Source organism: Microcoleus sp. B5-D4 (assembly GCF_036705145.1).
Classification (GTDB): Bacteria; Cyanobacteriota; Cyanobacteriia; order Cyanobacteriales; family Microcoleaceae; genus Microcoleus.
Genome location: NZ_JAUBTV010000017.1, coordinates 26261 through 47272, shown reverse-complemented (window position 1 = coordinate 47272; position 21012 = coordinate 26261). Strand labels below are relative to the sequence as shown.

At 45.4% G+C, this 21012-nt stretch carries 16 protein-coding genes; 11 read left to right on the top strand and 5 right to left on the bottom strand.

All coding sequences use genetic code 11. The features are described from left to right. The first annotated feature begins 8 nt into the window (after positions 1–8). Positions 9–1376, top strand: a complete 1368-nt coding sequence (locus QUB10_RS10935; RefSeq protein WP_333201980.1) for an NACHT domain-containing protein — start codon at positions 9–11, stop codon at positions 1374–1376. Positions 1377–1457: 81 nt separating this feature from the next. After that, the gene (locus QUB10_RS10930; RefSeq protein ID WP_333129908.1) at positions 1458–1730 is read left to right on the top strand and encodes a type II toxin-antitoxin system HicB family antitoxin; all 273 of its coding nucleotides are present in this window, start codon (positions 1458–1460) and stop codon (positions 1728–1730) included. A gap of 235 nt (positions 1731–1965) precedes the next feature. Here QUB10_RS10930 and QUB10_RS10925 read toward each other — a convergent pair whose 3' ends face one another. Further along, positions 1966–2529: a Uma2 family endonuclease gene (locus tag QUB10_RS10925; protein WP_333201978.1), complete on the bottom strand. Its 564-nt coding sequence runs from the start codon at positions 2527–2529 to the stop codon at positions 1966–1968. Positions 2530–2907: 378 nt separating this feature from the next. Between QUB10_RS10925 and QUB10_RS10920 the strand changes: the two genes are divergently transcribed. The 4 genes from QUB10_RS10920 to QUB10_RS10905 all read left to right on the top strand — a co-directional run bounded on the left by QUB10_RS10920 (position 2908) and on the right by QUB10_RS10905 (position 7192). Further along, positions 2908–3891 carry an alpha-ketoacid dehydrogenase subunit beta gene (locus QUB10_RS10920; protein WP_333109434.1) on the top strand — a complete coding sequence of 328 codons (984 nt, stop codon included), beginning with the start codon at positions 2908–2910 and terminating at the stop codon, positions 3889–3891. Positions 3892–4042: 151 nt separating this feature from the next. Next, entirely contained in the window at positions 4043–5440 is a 1398-nt protein-coding gene (gene secD, locus QUB10_RS10915) for a protein translocase subunit SecD (protein ID WP_333201976.1), read from the top strand. A 147-nt stretch (positions 5441–5587) separates the two neighbouring features. Continuing rightward, positions 5588–6556, top strand: a complete 969-nt coding sequence (gene secF / locus QUB10_RS10910; protein WP_333201974.1) for a protein translocase subunit SecF — start codon at positions 5588–5590, stop codon at positions 6554–6556. Between the two features lie 255 nt (positions 6557–6811). Then, the gene (locus tag QUB10_RS10905) at positions 6812–7192 is read left to right on the top strand and encodes a hypothetical protein (RefSeq protein ID WP_333201972.1); all 381 of its coding nucleotides are present in this window, start codon (positions 6812–6814) and stop codon (positions 7190–7192) included. 179 nt (positions 7193–7371) lie between these two features. Here QUB10_RS10905 and QUB10_RS10900 read toward each other — a convergent pair whose 3' ends face one another. Together QUB10_RS10900 and QUB10_RS10895 are read right to left on the bottom strand one after the other, a co-directional pair. Continuing rightward, on the bottom strand, positions 7372–8856 hold the full coding sequence (locus QUB10_RS10900) for an ATP-binding protein (RefSeq protein WP_333201970.1): 1485 nt from the start codon (positions 8854–8856) through the stop codon (positions 7372–7374). Between the two features lie 907 nt (positions 8857–9763). Then, positions 9764–9889: a hypothetical protein gene (locus tag QUB10_RS10895; RefSeq protein ID WP_333153819.1), complete on the bottom strand. Its 126-nt coding sequence runs from the start codon at positions 9887–9889 to the stop codon at positions 9764–9766. Between the two features lie 398 nt (positions 9890–10287). Between QUB10_RS10895 and QUB10_RS10890 the strand changes: the two genes are divergently transcribed. Both QUB10_RS10890 and QUB10_RS10885 read left to right on the top strand, forming a co-directional pair. Next, positions 10288–10686, top strand: a complete 399-nt coding sequence (locus QUB10_RS10890) for a DUF4342 domain-containing protein (RefSeq protein ID WP_333153818.1) — start codon at positions 10288–10290, stop codon at positions 10684–10686. Positions 10687–11276: 590 nt separating this feature from the next. Then, on the top strand, positions 11277–12119 hold the full coding sequence (locus QUB10_RS10885) for a hypothetical protein (RefSeq protein WP_333201968.1): 843 nt from the start codon (positions 11277–11279) through the stop codon (positions 12117–12119). A gap of 433 nt (positions 12120–12552) precedes the next feature. Here the strand turns inward: QUB10_RS10885 and QUB10_RS10880 are convergent, their stop codons facing one another. Continuing rightward, entirely contained in the window at positions 12553–13938 is a 1386-nt protein-coding gene (locus tag QUB10_RS10880; protein ID WP_333141730.1) for a hypothetical protein, read from the bottom strand. A gap of 952 nt (positions 13939–14890) precedes the next feature. Further along, entirely contained in the window at positions 14891–16420 is a 1530-nt protein-coding gene (locus tag QUB10_RS10875) for a YifB family Mg chelatase-like AAA ATPase (RefSeq protein WP_333141728.1), read from the bottom strand. Between the two features lie 251 nt (positions 16421–16671). Between QUB10_RS10875 and QUB10_RS10870 the strand changes: the two genes are divergently transcribed. The 3 genes from QUB10_RS10870 to lnt all read left to right on the top strand — a co-directional run bounded on the left by QUB10_RS10870 (position 16672) and on the right by lnt (position 20992). Beyond that, the gene (locus tag QUB10_RS10870) at positions 16672–17019 is read left to right on the top strand and encodes a histidine triad nucleotide-binding protein (RefSeq protein ID WP_333201966.1); all 348 of its coding nucleotides are present in this window, start codon (positions 16672–16674) and stop codon (positions 17017–17019) included. 673 nt (positions 17020–17692) lie between these two features. Continuing rightward, on the top strand, positions 17693–18775 hold the full coding sequence (gene psbA / locus QUB10_RS10865) for a photosystem II q(b) protein (RefSeq protein ID WP_333083652.1): 1083 nt from the start codon (positions 17693–17695) through the stop codon (positions 18773–18775). Between the two features lie 333 nt (positions 18776–19108). Next, positions 19109–20992 (top strand): apolipoprotein N-acyltransferase, encoded by a 1884-nt coding sequence (lnt, locus tag QUB10_RS10860; RefSeq protein WP_333202068.1) that lies wholly within the window; start codon positions 19109–19111, stop codon positions 20990–20992. Positions 20993–21012 lie beyond the last annotated feature (20 nt).

Genomic DNA, 21012 nt, shown 5'->3' with positions numbered 1-21012 from the left:
TACATAAAATGTCAAAATTGATTCCTCTGAGATTACAACCGCCTCGCGATCGATTATTGGAGGAGGTGAAGCAGGAAGTCCAAGCAGGCCTCGCGCAGTCTTTGCACGCTGCTGTGCTGGCTAACCTCAGTCAAGACTCGTCGCCTGTTGGTGTTAACCGCTGTTGGGATGTGGAAGTGAAAGCGGGGAACCGTCCGAGTTTTCGGCTTCCTCCCAAAGCCAGCATTGCCAAAGTGTTCGATCGCACCGGTGGCAAATTGGTAATTTTGGGAGCGACGGGTGCAGGCAAAACTACGACGCTGCTAGAATTAGCTCGCGTGTTAATTTCCCGCGCCCAAAAAGATGCTAGTTTGCCAGTACCAGTGCTGTTTGAACTCGGATCATGGAAAGCAGAATCCGGGGCGATCGCAGATTGGTTAATTGCTCAACTTCAGTTTAAATACCGCATCTCTCCTGCTGTCGGCAAAAAATGGCTTGCCGAACAAAAATTGCTGCCTCTCCTCGACGGCTTGGACGAAGTAGAAACCCACCGCCAAAATATCTGCATTCAAGCAATCAATCAATTTGTTGAAAGCGAATTTAAACCCAAACATTTAGTAGCTTGCAGCAGTTTTGATGCTTACAAAAACTGCGATACTAGATTTCGCCTGCAAGCAGCGGTTTTATTGAAACCTTTAACAGAAACTAAAATCCAAAATTATCTGCTAGAAGCCCGAAGCCGCGAACTTTGGTACAGCATTGAGCATGAGCCGGAGTTGTTGAAATTGGCAAAAGTTCCCTTGCTTTTGAGCATGATGGCTCTGGCTTACGACGATATTTTAATTGAAGCTTGGAAGCGCATTACTTCCGCAGAAGAACAGCGCAAATATCTGTTAACTGCCTATATTCGCCACCAAATGACCGGGGAAGTCAAGCAGTATCCCAGAGGTAAGGAACTGCGGCCGGAACAAATTCGCCACTGGCTGGGATGGTTGGCGAGAAGGATGGAACAGCAAGGAATTCAAGAATTTTACCTCGATCGCATACCCTCTAGCTGGCTGCAAACAGCCGATGAACGGCGCAAGTATCAGTTTGGAGTTAAGCTGCTTGGCGGCCTGATTTGGGTGATTTTGGGATTAATTGCCACCCTAGTCTCCGGGTCAATTTGGGGATTGATTGCGGGTGCGGTTGCTGCGGTAATTAGTGCTTTGTTGCCTGGAATTCCGGCGATTGAAAGTTTTGTATTGCGCCTCGTGCTGTGGTCTAGCGGCTGCATTCCTTGGGATTACAGGCGTTTTCTCGATGCTGCGGGCGATCGCTTGTTGCTGCAAAAAACGGGCGATCGGCGCTACCGATTTATTCACGATTTATTGCAAAAACATTTTTCAGAGATATAAATGCCGGAGGTTGACAAAAACAAATATAATGGATGTAACTGTGAAGGAGATTCCAATATTCGACAAGCAAAAGGAAACTCAATGACTGTAAAATTCATTCTGAGCGAATACGTTGACAAAGCAATGGCTGAGGCTATGTATGACAAACTTGAAGATCATAGCTTTGTTGGGAAAATTCCTGTTTGCAAGGGAGTCATCGCCTTTGGTTCAACTTTAAAAGAGTGTCAAAATGAGTTGCGATCAACTTTGGAAGACTGGATTTTGCTAGGGTTGAAATTGCGACATCGAATGCCCGTCATTGACAATATTGATTTAAATCAGGAGCCTAGCCTTGAGCCGTTGGACACCTTGTAAGCGTCGAGAGTTCATCCAGAAATTACAACAGCTAGGCTTTTCTGGCCCTTTTTCTGGAAGTAAGCACCAGTTTATGATTTATCAGGAGTATCGATTAACGATTCCCTCTAATGATGAGTATTCTGTCCCTCAGCTACGGATGATGATTCGAGAGACCGAGGAGATTATAGAAAGGCAAATTACTCTTGAAGAATGGAATAGCTTGTGAACTAACACACACTCATCCCAAAAAAGTTTATGGTATTTTTGCCATCTGAAATAGCTGTGAAGCCGTAAATTCTAACCCATCAAAAAGTGTATCTATTAATAGCGTATCTCCCATATAAGTCTGCGGTGCTGCATCGGGGTAAAAAACTGTAATGCTTCTCGCCTTGCTATCTACTATCCAAACCCGCAATACCTTAGCATCTAAATAATCTCTCGCTTTAGCAGCTAACTGACCGAAAGTTTGTTCGGGTGAAATAATTTCTATGACTAATTCTGGGGCTACAGGACAGGCTTCATCTTGATTCCAGTCAGGAGATAAGCGTTCGTAAGAAACATATAAAAGATCGGGTACTGGCACCCAGTCTCGCCCCAGTCTGGTTAATCTTACCGCCCATTCTACACCAATTTCTCCCCGTTCCTCACCCCACTGTTCGAGGATTTTTATTAGGCTTCGGGTGAGGCGAGAATGAAATTTTTTAGGTGACATCTTCGGTACTGCTTGCTCGTCAATAAGTTCGTAGGTAATATCGCCTTCTCCTTCGGGAAGAGTGAGAAACTCTTCCAAAGTGAGTTGAGTTTTTGTCTGGAGCATGGTGTTTTTCTGCTGTTAAACGGCATAGAATGCGACAAAAGCTTAGTATTCGTAGGGTGCGTCGCCATTTTTAATCTCTAAATTATATCGACTTTTCGAGTGGCGACGCACCTTACATATAGGTTTGTTTCCACGAGTCTTGCAAGCACAGGTGCGTCGCTACTAGATTGTCGCTTTTTCTTGAGGATTGTTGATCCCGACACACCCTACAGCTAAGGTTGCATGACTTAAATATTGATTGACATAATACAAATGTTATGATAAAGATTGGCAAAATCTCAGGTTTTAACTGCCGAATTTGCGATCGACTCCTAGATCGACACCCCCAAAAGGTTAATATTCTAGTCTGACCCTCCTGCAATCATTGCTTAACCTCCTATGGCAGAAACCTTATTGTTCAACGCCCTCCGCGAGGCGTTAGACGAAGAAATGGCCCGCGACTCCGCCGTATTCGTACTCGGCGAAGACGTAGGTCAATACGGCGGTTCCTACAAAGTCACCAAAGACCTCTACAACAAATACGGCGAACTTAGAGTGCTCGACACCCCGATCGCCGAAAATAGCTTTACAGGCATGGCAGTAGGCGCAGCAATGACGGGATTGCGGCCGGTCATCGAAGGCATGAACATGGGCTTTTTGCTGCTGGCCTTCAACCAAATTTCCAACAATGCCGGAATGCTGCGCTACACATCGGGCGGCAACTTCAAAATGCCAATGGTAATTCGTGGGCCCGGCGGCGTGGGCAGGCAACTCGGCGCGGAACACTCCCAGCGCCTAGAAGCATATTTCCAAGCAGTACCGGGTTTGAAAATAGTCGCCTGTTCGACTCCCTACAACGCCAAAGGACTCTTAAAATCAGCCATCCGCGACGATAACCCCGTTCTGTTTTTCGAGCACGTTCTTCTTTACAACCTGAAAGAAAATTTGCCAGAAACAGAATATTTAGTGCCGCTGGACAAAGCAGAAATTGTGCGATCGGGCAAAGATGTCACAATCGTGACTTATTCCCGGATGCGGCACCACGTCATGCAAGCCGTGCCCGCCCTGGTAAAAGAAGGTTACGATCCAGAAGTAATCGACCTGATTTCTCTCAAACCCCTGGACATGGAGACCATCGGCGCATCCATTCGCAAAACTCACAAAGTAATTATTGTAGAGGAGTGCATGAAAACAGGAGGCATCGGCGCCGAACTAATTGCTTCGATTAGTGATCGATTTTTTGACGAACTCGACGCACCGGTTTTGCGCCTGTCTTCACAAGATATTCCCACACCTTACAACGGCAATTTGGAAAGACTGACCATTGTCCAGCCCAATCAAATTGTCGAAGCCGTCCAAAAAATGGTAGCTTTGCGAGTATAAATAGTGATTAGTCAGTAGTCATTGGTTGACTGTTGACTGTTGACTGTTGACTGATGACTGTTGACTGATGACTGATGACTGATGACTAAAATCTGCCAACTGACAACTGCCAACTGACAACTGCCAACTGACCAATGACTAATAATTAAATATGCAAAAACAACGTTCCCTATTAGCCCTAATTTTTGTTTTAATCATCGCCGCCATTACTGTAATAGTAACAATTCCAACGCGGCTGGGATTAGACTTGCAAGGAGGGTCGCAACTCACAATTCAAGTAAAAACTACCCCCACAATTCCCAAAATTGACCAGGGAATGTTAGAAGCAGTGCGGCGGATTGTCGAAAACCGCGTCAACGGTTTGGGTGTTTCCGAAGCATTAGTCCAAACAGTAGGAGAAGACCAAATTCTCGTGCAGTTGCCCGGAGTAAATGACCCGCAGCAAGCAGAACGAGTTTTGGGCGGCACGGCCAAGCTAGAATTTCTGGAACAACTGCCCGGAACAGAAGCACAATTGGGCATTGAAAGGCAGTTGCAGCAGGAATTGCTGGTCAAACAAGAAGAATTGAAAACTAGCCCGAATGAGGCAGCAATTAAAGAAAATCAGGCTGCTTTGAAAAGAAGCAATGAGGCGATCGCCAAACTATTCAAAAGCAGCGGCCTCGGCGGCGAAAACCTCAAAGACGCTCAACCTCAACCCTTGGCCTCTGGGAACAACTGGAACGTTGCTCTTGTTTTCGATACCAAAGGAGGCGAACTCTTTGCCCAACTCACTAAAAATTTAGCCGGTACCGGACGCAGTATCGGTATTTTCCTAGACGAAAGAATGATCAGTTCTCCAGTCGTCGGCGTTGAATTTGCCCAAACAGGAATTACTGGTGGGAGTGCCGTAATTCAAGGCAACTTTACAACGCAAGAAGCCAACGATTTGGCAGTGCAATTGCGGGGCGGCGCTTTGCCTGTGCCGGTCGAAATTGTAGAAAACCGCACCATCGGCGCTAGCTTGGGTAAAGACAGCATTCAAAGCAGTATTAACGCAGGTATCGGCGGCTTAGTTTTAGTCTTGATTTTCATGGTTGCCTACTATCGACTCCCCGGCGTAATTGCCAATATTGCGCTGTTAATTTATGCTCTGTTAACTTGGGCAGCTTTCGTGCTTTTGGGAGTGACATTAACACTGCCGGGAATAGCTGGTTTTGTGCTCAGCATCGGGATGGCTGTGGATGCTAACGTGCTGATTTTTGAGCGCACGCGGGAAGAGTTGCGGGCGGGGAAGTCGCTTTATCGATCGGTAGAATCTGGTTTTTACCGCGCTTTTTCCAGCATTTTAGACGGCAACGTCACAACAGTTATTGCTTGTGCTGCTTTGTTCTGGTTGGGCGCTGGTTTAGTTAAAGGGTTTGCTGTAACTCTGGCATTGGGGGTGGGAGTGAGTATGTTTACTGCGCTCACTTGCAGCCGCACTCTGCTTTTCGTAGTATTGAGCTTTCCAGCATTGCGGAAACCTCAGTGGTTCTGTCCCGATTTGTCGAAAACTGCTAATAGTTAACTGTTGACTGTTGACTGTTGACGGTTGACGGTTGACGGTTGACGGTTGACGGTTGACGGTTGACTGTTAACTTCTGAGTCACGCTCAATAATTAATCCGTGTATCTGTGTCAAAATCCGTGTCGTGCCTTCCCTCTTCCTTCAAATTATGAAATTCAGTGTAATCAAACAGCGATCGCTCTGGTGGAGTATTTCCGCCGCTATAATCCTCGCAGGTATAGTGTCGATGGCGATTTCTTGGACTCGTCCCGACATCCGCGCACCACTGCGCCCAAGTTTAGATTTTGTCGGTGGCACTCGGCTGCAATTTGAACTCGACTGCACGAAACCGGAAAATTGTAAACCCATCGATCTTCCTGCTGTCCGTGAAGTCCTGGACACCCAAGGTTTAGGTGGCAGCAGCCTTCAAGTTATCGGCAAAGAACAGCGCGGTTTGTCACTGCGAACAAAAACTTTGGATGTCGAACAGCGGACTAATTTGCAAACAGCTTTGAGCGAAAAAATAGGCACTTTTTCTCCTCAATCTACTCAAATCGATACGGTTGGGCCTACCCTCGGTAAACAATTATTTACTTCGGGATTGTTGGCTTTATTCCTTTCCTTTGCTGGAATTACGGTATATCTAACGTTCCGCTTTCAGTTGGATTATGCCTTTTTTGCTTTCGTTGCTCTCTTCCACGACGTGTTGGTTACTCTTGGTGTTTTCTCGTTTTTGGGTTTAGTTCAAGGAGTGGAAGTTGACAGCTTATTTGTTGTCGCTCTCTTGACAATTATCGGTTTTTCTGTTAACGATACAGTGGTAATTTACGATCGCGTGCGCGAAGTAATCAAGCTAAATCCGGGACAGTCGATCGATCAAATTGTCGATGATGCTGTCATGCAGACCCTGGGAAGGTCAATTAACACAACGTTTACCACCCTGCTGACATTGTTTTCAATCTTTTTGTTTGGTGGCGAAACCCTCAAATACTTTGCTTTAGCTTTGATTGTCGGCTTTATTGCTGGTTCGTATTCGAGTATTTTCATTGCCAGTACGCTGCTAGCTTGGTGGCGCAGTCGCACCGGTCACTCCATCCCCGTCCCCGCAGAAGGAATCAACCAGTCAGAGGAAGTTTAATTGACTGTGAACGGTTAACTGTGAACGGTTAACTGTTGACGGTTAACTGTTGACGGTTAACTGTTGACTGACTAATAATAAAGAATCAATAACAAATGACAAATGACACATGACAAATAATATCATGTCCGATCGAGCGATTAAAAGGGCTGGTTTTTGAGATTGTCAATTATTGGCAGATATTTTTCGTGAGGGGAGCCCCTACCGTATTAGGGGTAATCGACCGGGCATAATATAACAAATAACAAATAACAAATGACTACTGACCAAACTTTTCAAATTGAAGTCCAAAGACTTCACAAACTAACAGTTTACGGTCGCTGGTTAACAGTGATATTGCTGTGGATTAGCGTCGGTTCTTTGAGCATTTGGGGTTTGCGCCGCGAAATCGCTTTGTGGTTAGAACACTTCACTTGGGCGGCGGTGCGCTACGGTTTATCTTTTAATCGTTGGCCCACTCTCGGTTTGGGTTTGTGCTTGGGAATGACTTTAGCAGTGCTAACTTGGCAAAGTCGCAATATGGTGCGAGGATTGCCCCTGCGGGAAAAACAGGGTTTGGAACAACAAGTTCGCCGCATTCGCCAACAGGGGCCGAGTCATCCTTTGTGGAAGTGGGTTTGCAAAGGTTCGCGGTAGCTGACGGGCTTTATTCTTTAGTCTCAAGCCAGAGGAACGAAAGTTTAACAAGAAGCGGTTTCAACAGCCGAGTCCCTAACTTTTATTCCTTCTTCCATCTTCCGTCTTCCATCTTCCTTCTATCCTTTACATCCGTTACATCCGTTACAAAATCCGTTGCCGAACTTCCTTCTGCTATATCACGCAAAGCGAGGCAAAATCTGTGCTAGGGAAGACTGTTGAAGTGGAATTTCGATCGCAAATTCTGCTCCTTTTCCCGGTTCCGAAAAGCACTTCAATGTGCCGCCGTGTTGGTTGACAACAATTTCATAGCTAATCGACAGTCCCAAACCCGTTCCTTGACCGACCGGCTTAGTAGTAAAGAAAGGATCAAACAACCGCTTCCGAACATCTTCTGTCATCCCCGGCCCGTTGTCAGAAATTTTAATTATTACCTTTTTTTTCTCAATTAACTCCGTGCGAATCCAAATCGTAGGAATCAGGCTGGTAGACTTAGAAACTGATGATTGAGTCTTTGTACAAGACTGCTTTTCCTCGCCTGATTGCGACTTTTTCAGGATTTTTTTATCAACATTTTCGTGCTTATTAGACTCAACAAGAGCGTAAATTGCATTAAGTAAAATATTCATAAATACCTGATTGAGCTGTCCGGGATAGCACTGCACCAGCGGCAATTCGCTGTATTCTTTGTAAATTTCGATCGCCTCCTGCCCCGGTTTCCCTTTAAGCTGGCTTTGCAAAAGCATAATCGTGTTGTTGATACCGTCGTGAATGTTGACCTGCTTCATTTCAGCTTCGTCTAATCTGCAAAAATTCCGCAGCGATAAAACGATGTCGCGCACTCTTTCTGCACCTTGCTGCATGGAATTTAAGACTTTTGGCAAGTCTTCTAGCAAATAATCGAGTTCGATTTTTTCTGCTTCCGCTGCAATTTGCGGTATGAATTCGGGACAGTGCTGCCTATAGATGTCGAGCATCTGCATTAAAGCTTGCGTGTATTCTTTAGCGTGGTGCAAATTGCTGTATATAAAGCCGATCGGATTGTTGATTTCGTGAGCTACTCCTGCTACTAACTGCCCCAAAGAAGACATTTTCTCTGTTTGAATTAGTTGAGTTTGAGTGCGCTGAAGTTCCAGCAGTGCAAGTTCGAGCTGTTGGGCTTGATGTCTCAATTGCGCTTGCGACTCGCGCATCGCTACGGTTGATAACTCGTGAATTTGCAACTGAGAAAGCAGCAGTTGGTGTACGTCTAAAAGTTTGTAAGTTTCCGGTTCTACTTGTACTACAATTGGTTCGTGGATTAGTTCGGGCGATCGCTCCAAAGACTGCCGCACTGCTGTCATAATTGAGGTGTCGCGATCGAGAACCAACATATCCGTTTTAGTAAAGCGGTAGAGTATGAACAAAGGCTGTTGAGAAAATAACTCCAAGCTGTAGGGGCGGCTCATGTGTTCAAAATAACGCCGCCGCGAAATCATCCCTATAAACTTTCCTTGCTGAGTGATGATGATGCCGGGAACTAAAGGGTTTGCTTGAAAAATTTTAGCAACTTCGTCCCCCTGACACTCAGATTCTAGGAAAAAGTCGTACAGGGTTAATTCCTGTAGAGTCGATCGCAAACCAAGCGGCGATTTTAGGGGACTCAACCCGTCAGTTTCATACACTGCTCCCTCCTTTGGTAATTGGCAGTTGCGGTTGGCTGCTGGAGTCTTGCCTACTATTTAGAATGCCTTTTCTACTCTTTTTATAGCTTAGTTATCAACTTCCCTCTGCTCCCTCGAATCCAGTTAATTCAGCAGGATTATTTTTTGCCTTAAATCCTGCTGGTGTCCCCCGAAACGATATTGCAGGTTAGATTGATTTAACAGCAGACACCCCTTTGAAACCTGACTATGTATTGAATTTTATATATCCAAGATTTTACTAATCCGAATATAACAGTCATAACTATTTTTAATGTTTGATGACATTAATTTGGTTCAGATGGATAGACATCTGCGACCTGTGCCAGTACATTTGCTATTACCCCTTGCGTAAAATTATATTACAATAAGACAACAATAGCGACAAATCGGCTGCCGATCGCCCGATTGTAAAATTCAGGCAAAACTGGTTTCCGGCAATTGCCCATAAATCTCAATTGTCAGTTTTTTTGCACAAATGCCGATCGCACTCAACCCGAATATTGTATTGTAGGTAGTCTCCGAGCCAAGGACAGCCGATGGCGAGCAATTTGTCAAGTTCGGCAGCTTATACTTTAGCCGCATCGAGACTCCAAACCTTCACCGAGGAAATTTTTCTCGACCGATGCTAAAGTTGTGCGATCGCAACTAAAACTCATGCTCCACACATCCGCTTGATGTTCCTTAAAAATTTGCAGAAAAGTACCGTCTGGCTGCCAACTTGATATTTAAATTCTCTCGCTGGAAAATCAGAGACGGAGAATCAAGAGGAAGCAGAAGGAAATAATTGTATTTTACCCGACTTTTCTCCAACCTCCACTTCACTTTGAGGAAGTTGGTTTGGTTGCGATAATCTTTCGATCATTATTACTTCTCCTCCCCCTTGATTTTAGGCAATTCTCATTAGAAACTCTAAGATGTTGATTTGAGGAACCTCCGGGGGTGGGGTTTGGTTGGGCGATCGCACTGAGCTAAATTGAAATGACTTTTGAGGAAAGTAAGCGACGGTTTCCATGTGCGGTTTCCCGAACGAGAGGTGGTAACTATATACACGGCGGGGCGATCGTACTTTCAGTACAATGTCAGTATTTCAACCTGTACACCTGTTGAGTATGAGTCTCTGAGAGTGTGAAAGTCGCTCTCATCCTTTCCTTGTCTGGATTGGAAGTTTTTCAATGGTTAGGTGGTGCGAGGGTTAGAAGCAGACAGTTAACTAAACGGCACAAGGGAAGTCGGCCGCTAACGCCCACTGAGGAAGGAGTTTAGACTCTCACCGTCAAATCTCAATAGAGAAAAGCACCATAGCACCCCCAGCAATATCACCCAAAAGAATGATTGATAGAAAAAAAGTTGCGTGTTATATTTTAATATAATTCTATACAAAAATACTTTTACCTAAAAGGAGAACAAAAAATGGACACACCTACAGATCGCGAACAAGAACCAGTCGGGACAAGAGAACTAGAATCAATACCTGTATCTGAAAAAGTTTCGTCCCAAAAAGTTACTGAGGTTAATTTTGAAACGACTCCTTTAGAAACCCCTGCTTATACTCAGGAAAAAGTTAGCGTCGAAGAGGTAAAAATTAACGGCGACGATTTGGTTGCTAAAGTTAAAGAATTGATTCACGAAGGAAATATCCGCCGCATCATTATCAAAAATGAAGAGGGACGGATCTTAGTAGAAGTTCCTTTGACAGTGGGAGTAGTCGGTGGAGTCATCGGTGCGGCATTGTTTCCCGTCATTGCAGCAGTGGGAGCGATAGGTGCATTAGTCGCTCACATGACCATCATCATTGAAAGAACAGAATAAAAAAAATTCAGTTGTTAGTAAGGCTCCTGTCCGGTTAATTTCCCGTAATCAAGCTTCTTGGTAGTGAGTACGACTATCCTCTCTTGATAGATGAGAAAAAAGTTGTCTTTATTACTAAAAACTTAATTGTGGTTATCTAACCGGACTTAAACACATTTCAAGCACAAACTGGCTTTATAAATATAGCAATCCTTGCAGGAGTCCTAATTTTTTTTACGACTCCTGCAAGGATTGCTATCTGCTTGCAGAGTAAGCATTATAAATAACTCATTTAGCCCATATTCTTTGTTGAAGTATGGCTAATTCTATGCCTTTGGGGACTTGGGAATCACTCTAAGGGTAGAGCCTGGTTAATACCTTAACAAGTTACATTGGATACAAATGAAGGAAAAACCAAAAGTTCTCTAAACTCCCTAAGCTAAAAGCTGTTAAGCATTTAAACTCATGAGCCAAACACCCAACGCTTACACCTGAATCTTGACAGTAAATCGAAATAAGTGATTTAAATGCTCAACAGCTTAGCTCAAGTTTTCCAACCAGAGCATCTCCTACAGACAAATATTTTTTGAATAGTGGTGGCGAAGATAATTATGAAACCTAACGAAGAAAATAGCTCTAGCCGTGAAATTCATCAAGAAGTTCACACAGATGCAACTAACGGTCACGTCAGTACAACGCGAACCACTACAAGTGTTCCGAGTACAACTGCGAAGGCTTCTAAAGAAGCAGCTCATCACCAAGGTTATGTACAGGGTGAAATGGCCGAAAATCACCGCCAAGTTGGAGTCCAAGAAGTCCGCGATAACGAGAATGCAGGTCGCGGGTTACTGTTAGGAATTCTTCTTACTTCTTTGGTAGGCTTAGTTCTCGGCAGTGTATATTACTTCAATCGGGGTGAGGAGGCTCCTACTCCTACTGCTGCTCCTGTGATTGTTGTACCGAAAGCGAATCAACCTTCAGCAACACCTGCTCCGACTCGGACTATAGAGAGAGAAAAAACGATCATTCAAAAGATTGTTCCGGTTCCGGTTCAACCATCTCCAGCTCAAAAGGCTACGCCGAGTCCTCAACCAAGTCCAGCTCAAAAGGCAACTCCGGCTCCTCAACCAAGTCCGGCTCCCAATATCAATATTACAATTCCAAATTCACAGCAGCAAGATGCACCCGCTCAGCAAGCAGCGCCGTCTCCATCTTCGCCGTCAAATAATACCAATACTACGGTTCCGAATCCGCAGGATGAGCCAGCTTCCACTCCGCCAACTGCAGCACCTGAGAGTTCAGCTACTCCTTCTCCAACTCAAGATGAGGGCGCTCCTGGAGCAGGTACCAGCGGCGAAACTAATACCGAAAGCCGGAGCGAGTCTAATCCTACGGATACGGCTGTACCTGAAAGCAACTCCGGCGCAGAGGGTGCGACTGGTTCACCGCAATAGAAGTTGGATGTCGAATTAGTCCGCCTGGGGTTCAAACCCCAGACTCATAGCTAAAGTCCTTTAAAGCTGATATCTGGCACCAGTCTCAAGAACAGGCTTTTCGGCCTGTTCCACAAAATATAAATTTTATTGTGGAACAGGCCGAAAAGCCTGTTCATAAAAGGCTGATTGAGAATGGTGCAACATATTAGTTAAAGAGGACTTTTTTTTAGGGTTTAAAGTGAAATCTTGCACCATTATCAATAAGCCTGCTATAGGCGGAATCTCCTGCCCAAACCCTACTCCCCACAAGAAAACTCATTCTTTGTGAAACAGGCGCGAAAGCCTGTTAAGCGAGAATGGTGCAACATCTCAGACTAACCGGACATTGTGGCTGAACTCAAGAAACCTGGTTTCTGCGGTGGAAAACGTTTTAAGAGTGTGCCAACCTATCCTAAGAAACAGTTTGGTGAACTAATTTAACTTTCCCTAAAGCCGTCTTCCTGCTGTCAAAGAGTTTCATCACGCCGGAGGTGATGGTCTCGATGACATCGGGAGCGCAGTAAGAGAGAAACTCTTCCGAAGAAGTAGGATCTGCAAAAAACTCTTGAGCTTTCTTCAAAAAGTTTTCTGTTTCAGCAAAGCCGATAGATTTGATAATAAACGTAGAAACCGGGGAGTTTTTAATATCATAGCGCGATTCTTGATTGCGTCCTATTTCTAGCAGGTCTAACACTTCTCTTTGCAACTGACTGTCTAAGGGGTAGGCGCTCTGTCTGTTGGGCAAGTAATCCTCCAAAACCGAGGTTTTAAATCCTGGTGTACGCAATTCTCCCATCATAGTTGAAAGCGGAATATCGCGCCCCAAACGGTAGGAAAGAGCTTCTAAAATGGCGATAGTAATTAGCTTGACCCCCAGATAAAGTTTAGCAACTTCGATATTTTTGCGAGTTCTAGCAATCAGGTTAGCGTAGGTTGCATCGTCCGGCTCTTGCATAAACTGCTGGAAAACCAGTTCGGGTTTGAGGAAGTTCAAAAATCCTTCCATTTTTTGCAGAGACCTGCGATATCCGGCAACAGTATAGGAATTAACATTGGTCAATTCGTGGTTGGTTTCTGGCATCAAATTCCAGGTATTGTCTAAAAAATTAGAGGAATTGGGAGAGGCAAAATTCTCTACATCCCGATTGGCTAACCTGACAGCACGCTTGACAATTTCTACGATTTGGGCATCGCTCCATCCCAAGTTAAAATCGCGGTTCGCACTTACCAAACGCTGGTGCAAAAGTTCGATCGCGCTCAAACCGCTGGGCGAAACGGGACGAAAAGGGATAGTAGCTTCGATGCAAGCGGCGATTTCGGCGATCGTACTAGCTGGCAAAAAAGGCTCCAAAGATTTGGCAGCAATAACGGCACTCAAAAATTCGTTTTGGCCGCCAAACGGAGAGAGAGTCTTGCCGGGAATAAACCCAAATACTGAGGCCACTAGGTGATACATGGCATCGTCGGGCAGTTCGGTTTCATTTCTAATAACTAACTGCGATCGCACCTCTTTGACAAAAGGACAAAGGGCGCTGCTAATATTGAAACTAACGCCCTGATCGACTTGCACGTACACGAGGTCGTGAAACAGCGCAGCCAGCACCTCGATCGGATCGACTGACCCCCCGACCTCAAAAATGTGTTCCGACGTGTGAAAGTAGCGCCAAGGCCCTCTCATCGTTTGAATAATTAGCTCAGCTATCTGCTCCAGCTTTGGAATGTCTACTCGACCTCCCAATTGCTCGATCGAGCTTACCAAGCAATCCAAGCACCGTTTTTGTTCTGCCAAAAGCTCCATTTACACACCTCCAGTGCATTCCCTGATTGTCTTGCGCTTGATTGAATGGTATCAAAACGCGCTGCGATCGTGCCATAATTCGTCACTCAAAAATTTCAAATTTTAGGGTGAAACAGAGAGAGGGGGCGAGAGAAAGAGGAAGAGCGAGGAAGAGCGAGGGAGAGCGAGGGAGAGAGAGAGCGAGAAATTAAATATTAAAAATTCTGCCGTTGTGGAGCTTCGGGCAACTTGGGCGATCGGTATCATAAATTACAGTAAAAATGACAAAAAGGGGGTATAAACTTGATGAATTTTTGATGAAATTATGAGGGGTTTTTGACAAAAGCTGTGGGTGGGTGGCATTGACACCAGCTTCAAGCTGCGGTGCTATAAATACTGCCTGTGGCCTCAGAATAAGATTCGTAGACGTGCTGATAAACCTCTTGATATTTGCGCTGATACACTTGAGTTGATTAGCTTTCGGGCAGTTGGTCTAAAGCTTCCTAGATCGCCACTTTAACTGCTGCCGTGGTTTGCTGTCGCCTCCCCCAATCTAACACTAACAGGACTTACGCAACTGTCACAAGTGATCCTGGCACCATGCACCAAAAAATCAGACAATAAACATTGGAACATTGGGGCGTTTCAGTTGCTCAATTAAATAATTTGGCAACATCAATCGAGCTTAAATACCCCCTTAATCCCTTAGTCGCCCTATGGTGGGAATTCGTATGTTTAGAAGCGATTTAAATCGCCGAATCAACAGTTATATTCCCAACTTTTTTAAGAAGTCGGGGATCGGGGGATTGTGTCTTTTGAGCCGTTGCTGACCAAGAATTTCAAAGGTGGTACCCGCCACGTGATTTATCCGTGGAATCAATCCCAAATCGAAAATCGAAAATCAGAAGAGCCCCCGCATTTATCCGTGGGGTCGCCTCTAAAATCTAAAATCTAAAATCTAAAATCGATTGACTTACTGCATCCGATCGATCGTCCGATACTGCACCGCCTCCGCCACATGATTCGTTTTCAAGCTTTCATCCCCCGACAAATCAGCAATAGTTCTAGCAACCTTCAAAATGCGATCGCTCCCCCTCGCCGACAGCCCCAACTTCCGAATCGCCATCTCCAATAAATTCCGAGAAGCATCATCCAACTGACACCATGTGTTAATGTGACTGCTTTGCATCTGGGCATTACAGCGCAAACTAGATTCCGACTGAAAACGGCGAGTTGCGAGTTCTCGCGCCCGCTGCACCCTCACCCGCACCGGTTCCGACTCCTCCCCCGTCGGCTGTCGCGTAATTTCCTCGGGTTTCAAACGATTTACGGCCACTTGCAAATCAATCCGATCCATCAAAGGCCCCGAAAGTTTTGCCCAATATTGCTCCCTCTTTTGCGGCGAACAAGTACACTGTTGAATCGAATCGCCGTAATAACCGCAAGCGCAAGGATTCGTACTAGCAACTAAAGTGAATTGCGCCGGAAACATCACCGATTGTCTAGTTCGAGAAATCGTCACATAACCATCTTCCAGCGGTTGTCGCAAAAACTCCAAAACATCTCTTTTAAACTCAGTTAATTCATCCAAAAAAAGAATGCCGCGATGTGCTAAAGAAATTTCACCCGGACGCGGAAAACTGCCGCCACCTACCAAAGAAGGCCCAGATGCCGAATGGTGAGGACTGCGAAAAGGTCGATCGCCCACCAAGCTTCCCTTATCCTTCAACAACCCAGCCACCGAATGAATCTGAGTCACATCCAAAGCTTCATCAAAAGTCAGCGGCGGCAAAATACCCGGCAAACGCCTCGCCAACATAGTCTTACCGCTCCCTGGCGGCCCCACAAAAATTAAATTGTGTCCCCCCGCCGCCGCAATTTCCAAAGCCCGCCGCGCGTGAATTTGCCCCTTTACATCCTTTAAATCAAGGCCAGAAAACCGCGTTTTAGCTAATTCTTCTCGACCGTTTACTTCTACAGGCGAATAAACTTCAGGATTGTTCAAAAAATCAGTAACTGCAAAAATATTCTCAAAACCATAAACAGATATTCCGTGCACCAAAGCCGCTTCTTGCGCGTTACCAGCCGGTACAACCAACCCCGAAATACCCATTTTTTGAGCAGCAGCGGCGATCGGCAAAACCCCAGCCACAGGCCGTAAACTCCCATCTAAAGAAAGTTCCCCTAAAAACAAATAATCTCCCAAAAGTTGACCGCTGACTTGTTCGGATGCTGCTAAAATGCCAATGGCGATCGGCAAATCAAAACTCGGCCCCTCCTTCCGCAAATCCGCCGGAGTCAAATTAATCACAATACTCCGCATCGGAAAAGCATATCCAGAATTTTTTAGCGTAGCCTTAACCCTTTCTTTAGCTTCTTGCACCGCAGAATCGGGCAACCCCACAACGACGATTTTCGGTAGCCCCCCTGACACATCAGCCTCAACACCCACCTTTACCGCGTCAATTCCAACGATCGATGCACTCCAAACCCTAGCAAGCATTTTTCTTTATCCTTAATTTGCCTGTCCTTGATTCATCATCTATTATGATTAACAATGACTAATGAATATCGGGAGAGGCAAGAAAAACTTTTCCTTGCCTCTTCTTTTTCTCCTCTTCCCTCTCTCCTGCTGAGTCTTCCCTCGAACCTCTTCCCGACATCCGTTACATCCGTTACATCCGTTACATCCGTTACATCCGTTACATCCGTTACATCCGTTACACAATCCGTTGCCGAACTTCGTTAACACCCATGACAACTCAAGAAACGCTTTTCAGCAAAATCATCCGCAAAGAGATTCCCGCAGACATCGTTTATGAAGACGACTTGGCCCTCGCGTTTAGAGATATCCATCCGCAAGCACCCGTCCACATCCTCGTCATTCCCAAACAGCCTATTGCCAAATTAGCCGATGCCGAATCGGGAGATCATGCTCTCATGGGACACTTGCTGCTGACTGTCAAACGGGTAGCAGAACAACTCGGACTTAGCAACGGCTATCGCGTCGTCATTAATAGCGGCAGCGACGGCGGCCAAACTGTAGACCACCTGCACCTTCACATTCTCGGCGGTCGGCAGATGAACTGGCCCCCAGGCTAAAGCCTAATTTTTACGCAGAACTTGCGGACTCATCCTCAGAAACCCGGTTGATTTCTATTGCCCAGCGCCTCAGAAACCGGGTTTCTTTTTTCGTCAATAAACCCGGTTGATTGGAGATTATTGAGAATAGACTTGAATTGCAAAAATAATTAGGACGGGCTAGAAGCCCATCCCACAAATTTTTTTTCTTGTGGGATGGGCTTCTAGCCCGTCCTAAAATTTAATTAAAAGAACTGTTGCAATCTTGTCTAATGCAGCCCGATCGCACTAAAAACCAGATTTTCAGTATTCTCCCGATACAAATTTACCCTCGCAGAATCCACCGATGATATGTAAATAAATATTAAAAATCATCTCTTCACGACCTAATTAACAGATATTTAAAGAGAAAGAGAATCGACCTGAACAAAAAACAATGCTCGAACTGCTGAACCAAGCTACAGCCAATAGATTCAGTTATTCAGGTCGCTGTATTTAACCCGTTTGGCTTGTAATATTACTTTGTAAAAAACTACAAATATTTACCAATAATCCAGTTTTTGTAAATGTTTGTAAAATTTTTGAATTGTCAGCAGTAATCCCTTGGCAAACTTTAGTGAATGGTGTTACTAATATAAGCGTGGGGCCTCCCCACAACGAACCTTGAAAATTCAATTAAGCCATCATAAACCAAATGACAACAACCGTACAGCGTCGCGAAAGCGGCAACGTTTGGGAACGCTTTTGTGAATGGGTCACAAGCACTGAAAACCGGATTTACATCGGTTGGTTCGGCGTCTTGATGATTCCCACCTTGCTCAGCGCCACCATCTGCTACATCATCGCCTTCATCGCTGCTCCTCCTGTGGACATCGACGGCATCCGCGAACCCGTTGCAGGTTCCTTGATGTACGGCAACAACATCATTACTGGTGCTGTTGTGCCTTCATCGAATGCTATAGGCTTGCACTTTTATCCCATCTGGGAAGCAGCTTCCCTCGATGAGTGGTTGTACAACGGCGGCCCCTACCAATTGGTAGTATTTCACTTCCTGATTGGCATTTTCTGCTACATGGGTCGTGAATGGGAACTGTCCTACCGCTTAGGTATGCGTCCTTGGATCTGCGTCGCTTACTCTGCACCTGTTGCAGCAGCAACCGCAGTATTCTTGATTTACCCGATCGGACAAGGCAGTTTTTCTGACGGTATGCCCTTGGGTATCTCCGGCACCTTCAACTTCATGATCGTGTTCCAAGCCGAGCACAACATCCTGATGCACCCCTTCCATATGTTGGGAGTTGCTGGTGTCTTCGGCGGTGCTCTGTTCTCCGCCATGCACGGTTCTCTTGTTACCTCCAGCTTGGTTCGCGAAACAACCGAAACTGAATCTTTGAACTACGGTTACAAATTCGGTCAAGAAGAAGAAACCTACAACATCGTCGCAGCCCACGGCTACTTCGGTCGGTTAATCTTCCAATACGCGAGCTTTAACAACAGCCGTTCTTTGCACTTCTTGTTAGGTGCATGGCCAGTTGTCGGTATCTGGTTTACCTCTTTGGGTATTTCCACGATGGCGTTTAACCTCAACGGTTTCAACTTCAACCAATCGGTTATCGACTCGCAAGGTCGCGTCATCAACACTTGGGCTGATGTCATCAACCGCGCTAACTTGGGTATGGAAGTAATGCACGAGCGCAACGCTCACAACTTCCCCCTCGACTTGGCCGCCGGTGAAACAACTCCCGTAGCAATGGTTGCTCCCTCCATCAACGGCTAAACTTAGCTTTTGATTAACAAAAAGCGCTCCTAGAAATAGGGGCGCTTTTTGCTTGAGCAAGTATAATTTGATAGATTTTTTTCTGTTAAATCCGTTAAATATCACATCTTGCACCATTCTCAGGAACAGGCAAGATGCCTGTTCCACAAAGAGTGAATTTTCTTGTGGAACAGGCATCTTGCCTGTTCATAAAAAGCTTATTGAGAATGGTGCAACTTCTCAGTTGAATCCGTTAAATCTATTAAATCTCGTACACTGCGCGTTTCCGAGCTTCCTTCTTCCCGATCGATCTGATATATTGATTAAGAATTATTATTTTTGGCAATCATCAAAGTGGCGATATTTAACAGGCACAAATTTGAAAAACTCGTGGTTCATAAATCCAAAACATTAGCCTGGGCGATCGCACTTTTCAGCGGCATTTTGATGGCATTGACAACCGCACCAGTAAATGCTTGGCTATTGGCTTGGGTAGCATTAGCTCCGCTGTGGGTTTTGGTTGTCAGTTATCAAAAGCCAAAAATAGAACAACAAAAACAAAAATTTCTCTTTCTTCCTTCTTTCCTCAAAATCCATCCGTTACATCCGTTACAGAATCCGTTGCCGAACTTCCTTCTTCCTTCACTGTGGGGAATTGGCTATCACGGATTAGCCTTATCTTGGATTATGGGAATTCACCCGATGACTTGGTTGGGAGTTCCTTGGTGGCCGAGTTTGGCGATCGCACTTTTTTGCTGGGCATTCATCACCCTCTGGGGAGCCGCCTTAGTCGCCGTTTGGGCGTGGCTATTTGTAATTCTCAACTCCCTAACTTTACCCGGAAAAAATCCAAATCTTATTCTTAACTCCCCCCCTTTACAAGGGGGGGCTGGGGGGGGTAGCTCCGATCTTATTCTTCTTAACTCCCCCCCTTTACAAGGGGGGGCTGGGGGGGGTAGCTCTAAATTTTCAGCATTAACTCGCGTTTTAATTGGCACAGCTTTGTGGTGTGCCTTAGAAAGTATTTGGAGTACAGGTTCGCTGTGGTGGACATCACTATCTTACACGCAAAGCCCGCACAATTTAGCAATATTGCACCTCGGTCAACTCTCCGGGCCCAGCGCAGTAACAGCCGCTATTGTAGCAGTAAATGGCTTAATCGCAGAAGCTTTTATTGAAGGAAGAAGGAAGAAGGAAGAAGGAAGTTCGGCAACGGATTGTGTAACGGATGTAACTGATGTAACTGATGGATGGAAGCAGGAGAGAGTCCGAGGTAAGAAGGGAGAAGTCCGAGGGAAGAAGTCGGTTGCTTATATTTTGCCTGCGGGTTTATTTTTAGTTTTGCATATTGCAGGCTGGAGTTTGTACAATCGGCCTTTAATTCAAGAGGCGGGAACATCATTAAAAATTGGCATCATTCAAGGCAATATTCCCAACCAGATTAAGTTTGACTCAGGGGGGTGGCGGCGCGCTTTGGAAGGTTACACGGCTGGGTACAAACAGTTAGCAGACAGGAAAGTCGATGCTGTGTTAATTCCAGAGACAGCGTTGCCTTTTATCTGGACAAACGAGTATCAGCGTTCTACTCTTTCCTTTTACCAAGCTATTCTCGAACGCGGCGTTGTGGCTTGGGTTGGAGGATTCGGACAGCAAGAGAATAGTATCACTAATAGCTTATTGGCGATCGATCGCACTGGAGAAATTGTCGGTCGCTACGATAAACTCAAGCTAGTGCCTTTAGGCGAATATATCCCTTTTTATGAAATCTTAGGCGGGATTATTAATCGGCTTTCTCCCTTAGATGCTCATTTAGTACCAGGCAATTCTAAACAATTGTTTGATACGCCGTTTGGCCGCGCCATTGTCGGAATTTGTTACGATTCGGCCTTTGCTGAAATCTTCCGATATCAGGCGGCGAATGGAGGCGAATTTATGATCACCGCTTCCAACAATGCCCATTACAAACCGCCCATGTTGGCTCAACATCATGCTCTAGATGTGATGCGGGCAATTGAAACTGATAGATGGGCAGTTATCGCAACTAATACCGGTTACTCTGCTTTTGTAAATCCTCGCGGCGAGACGGTTTGGAAGTCTGGGATTAATACCTATGAAGTCCGAGATACTACTATTTATCGGCGGCAAACTCGGACTTTGTACGTGCGGTGGGGAGATTGGCTGACACCTGTATTGTTAGTATGGGCTGGGTTAATGCTGTTTATTGTTAAAAAAAATTAATCCGAAGCTTTGAGATTTTA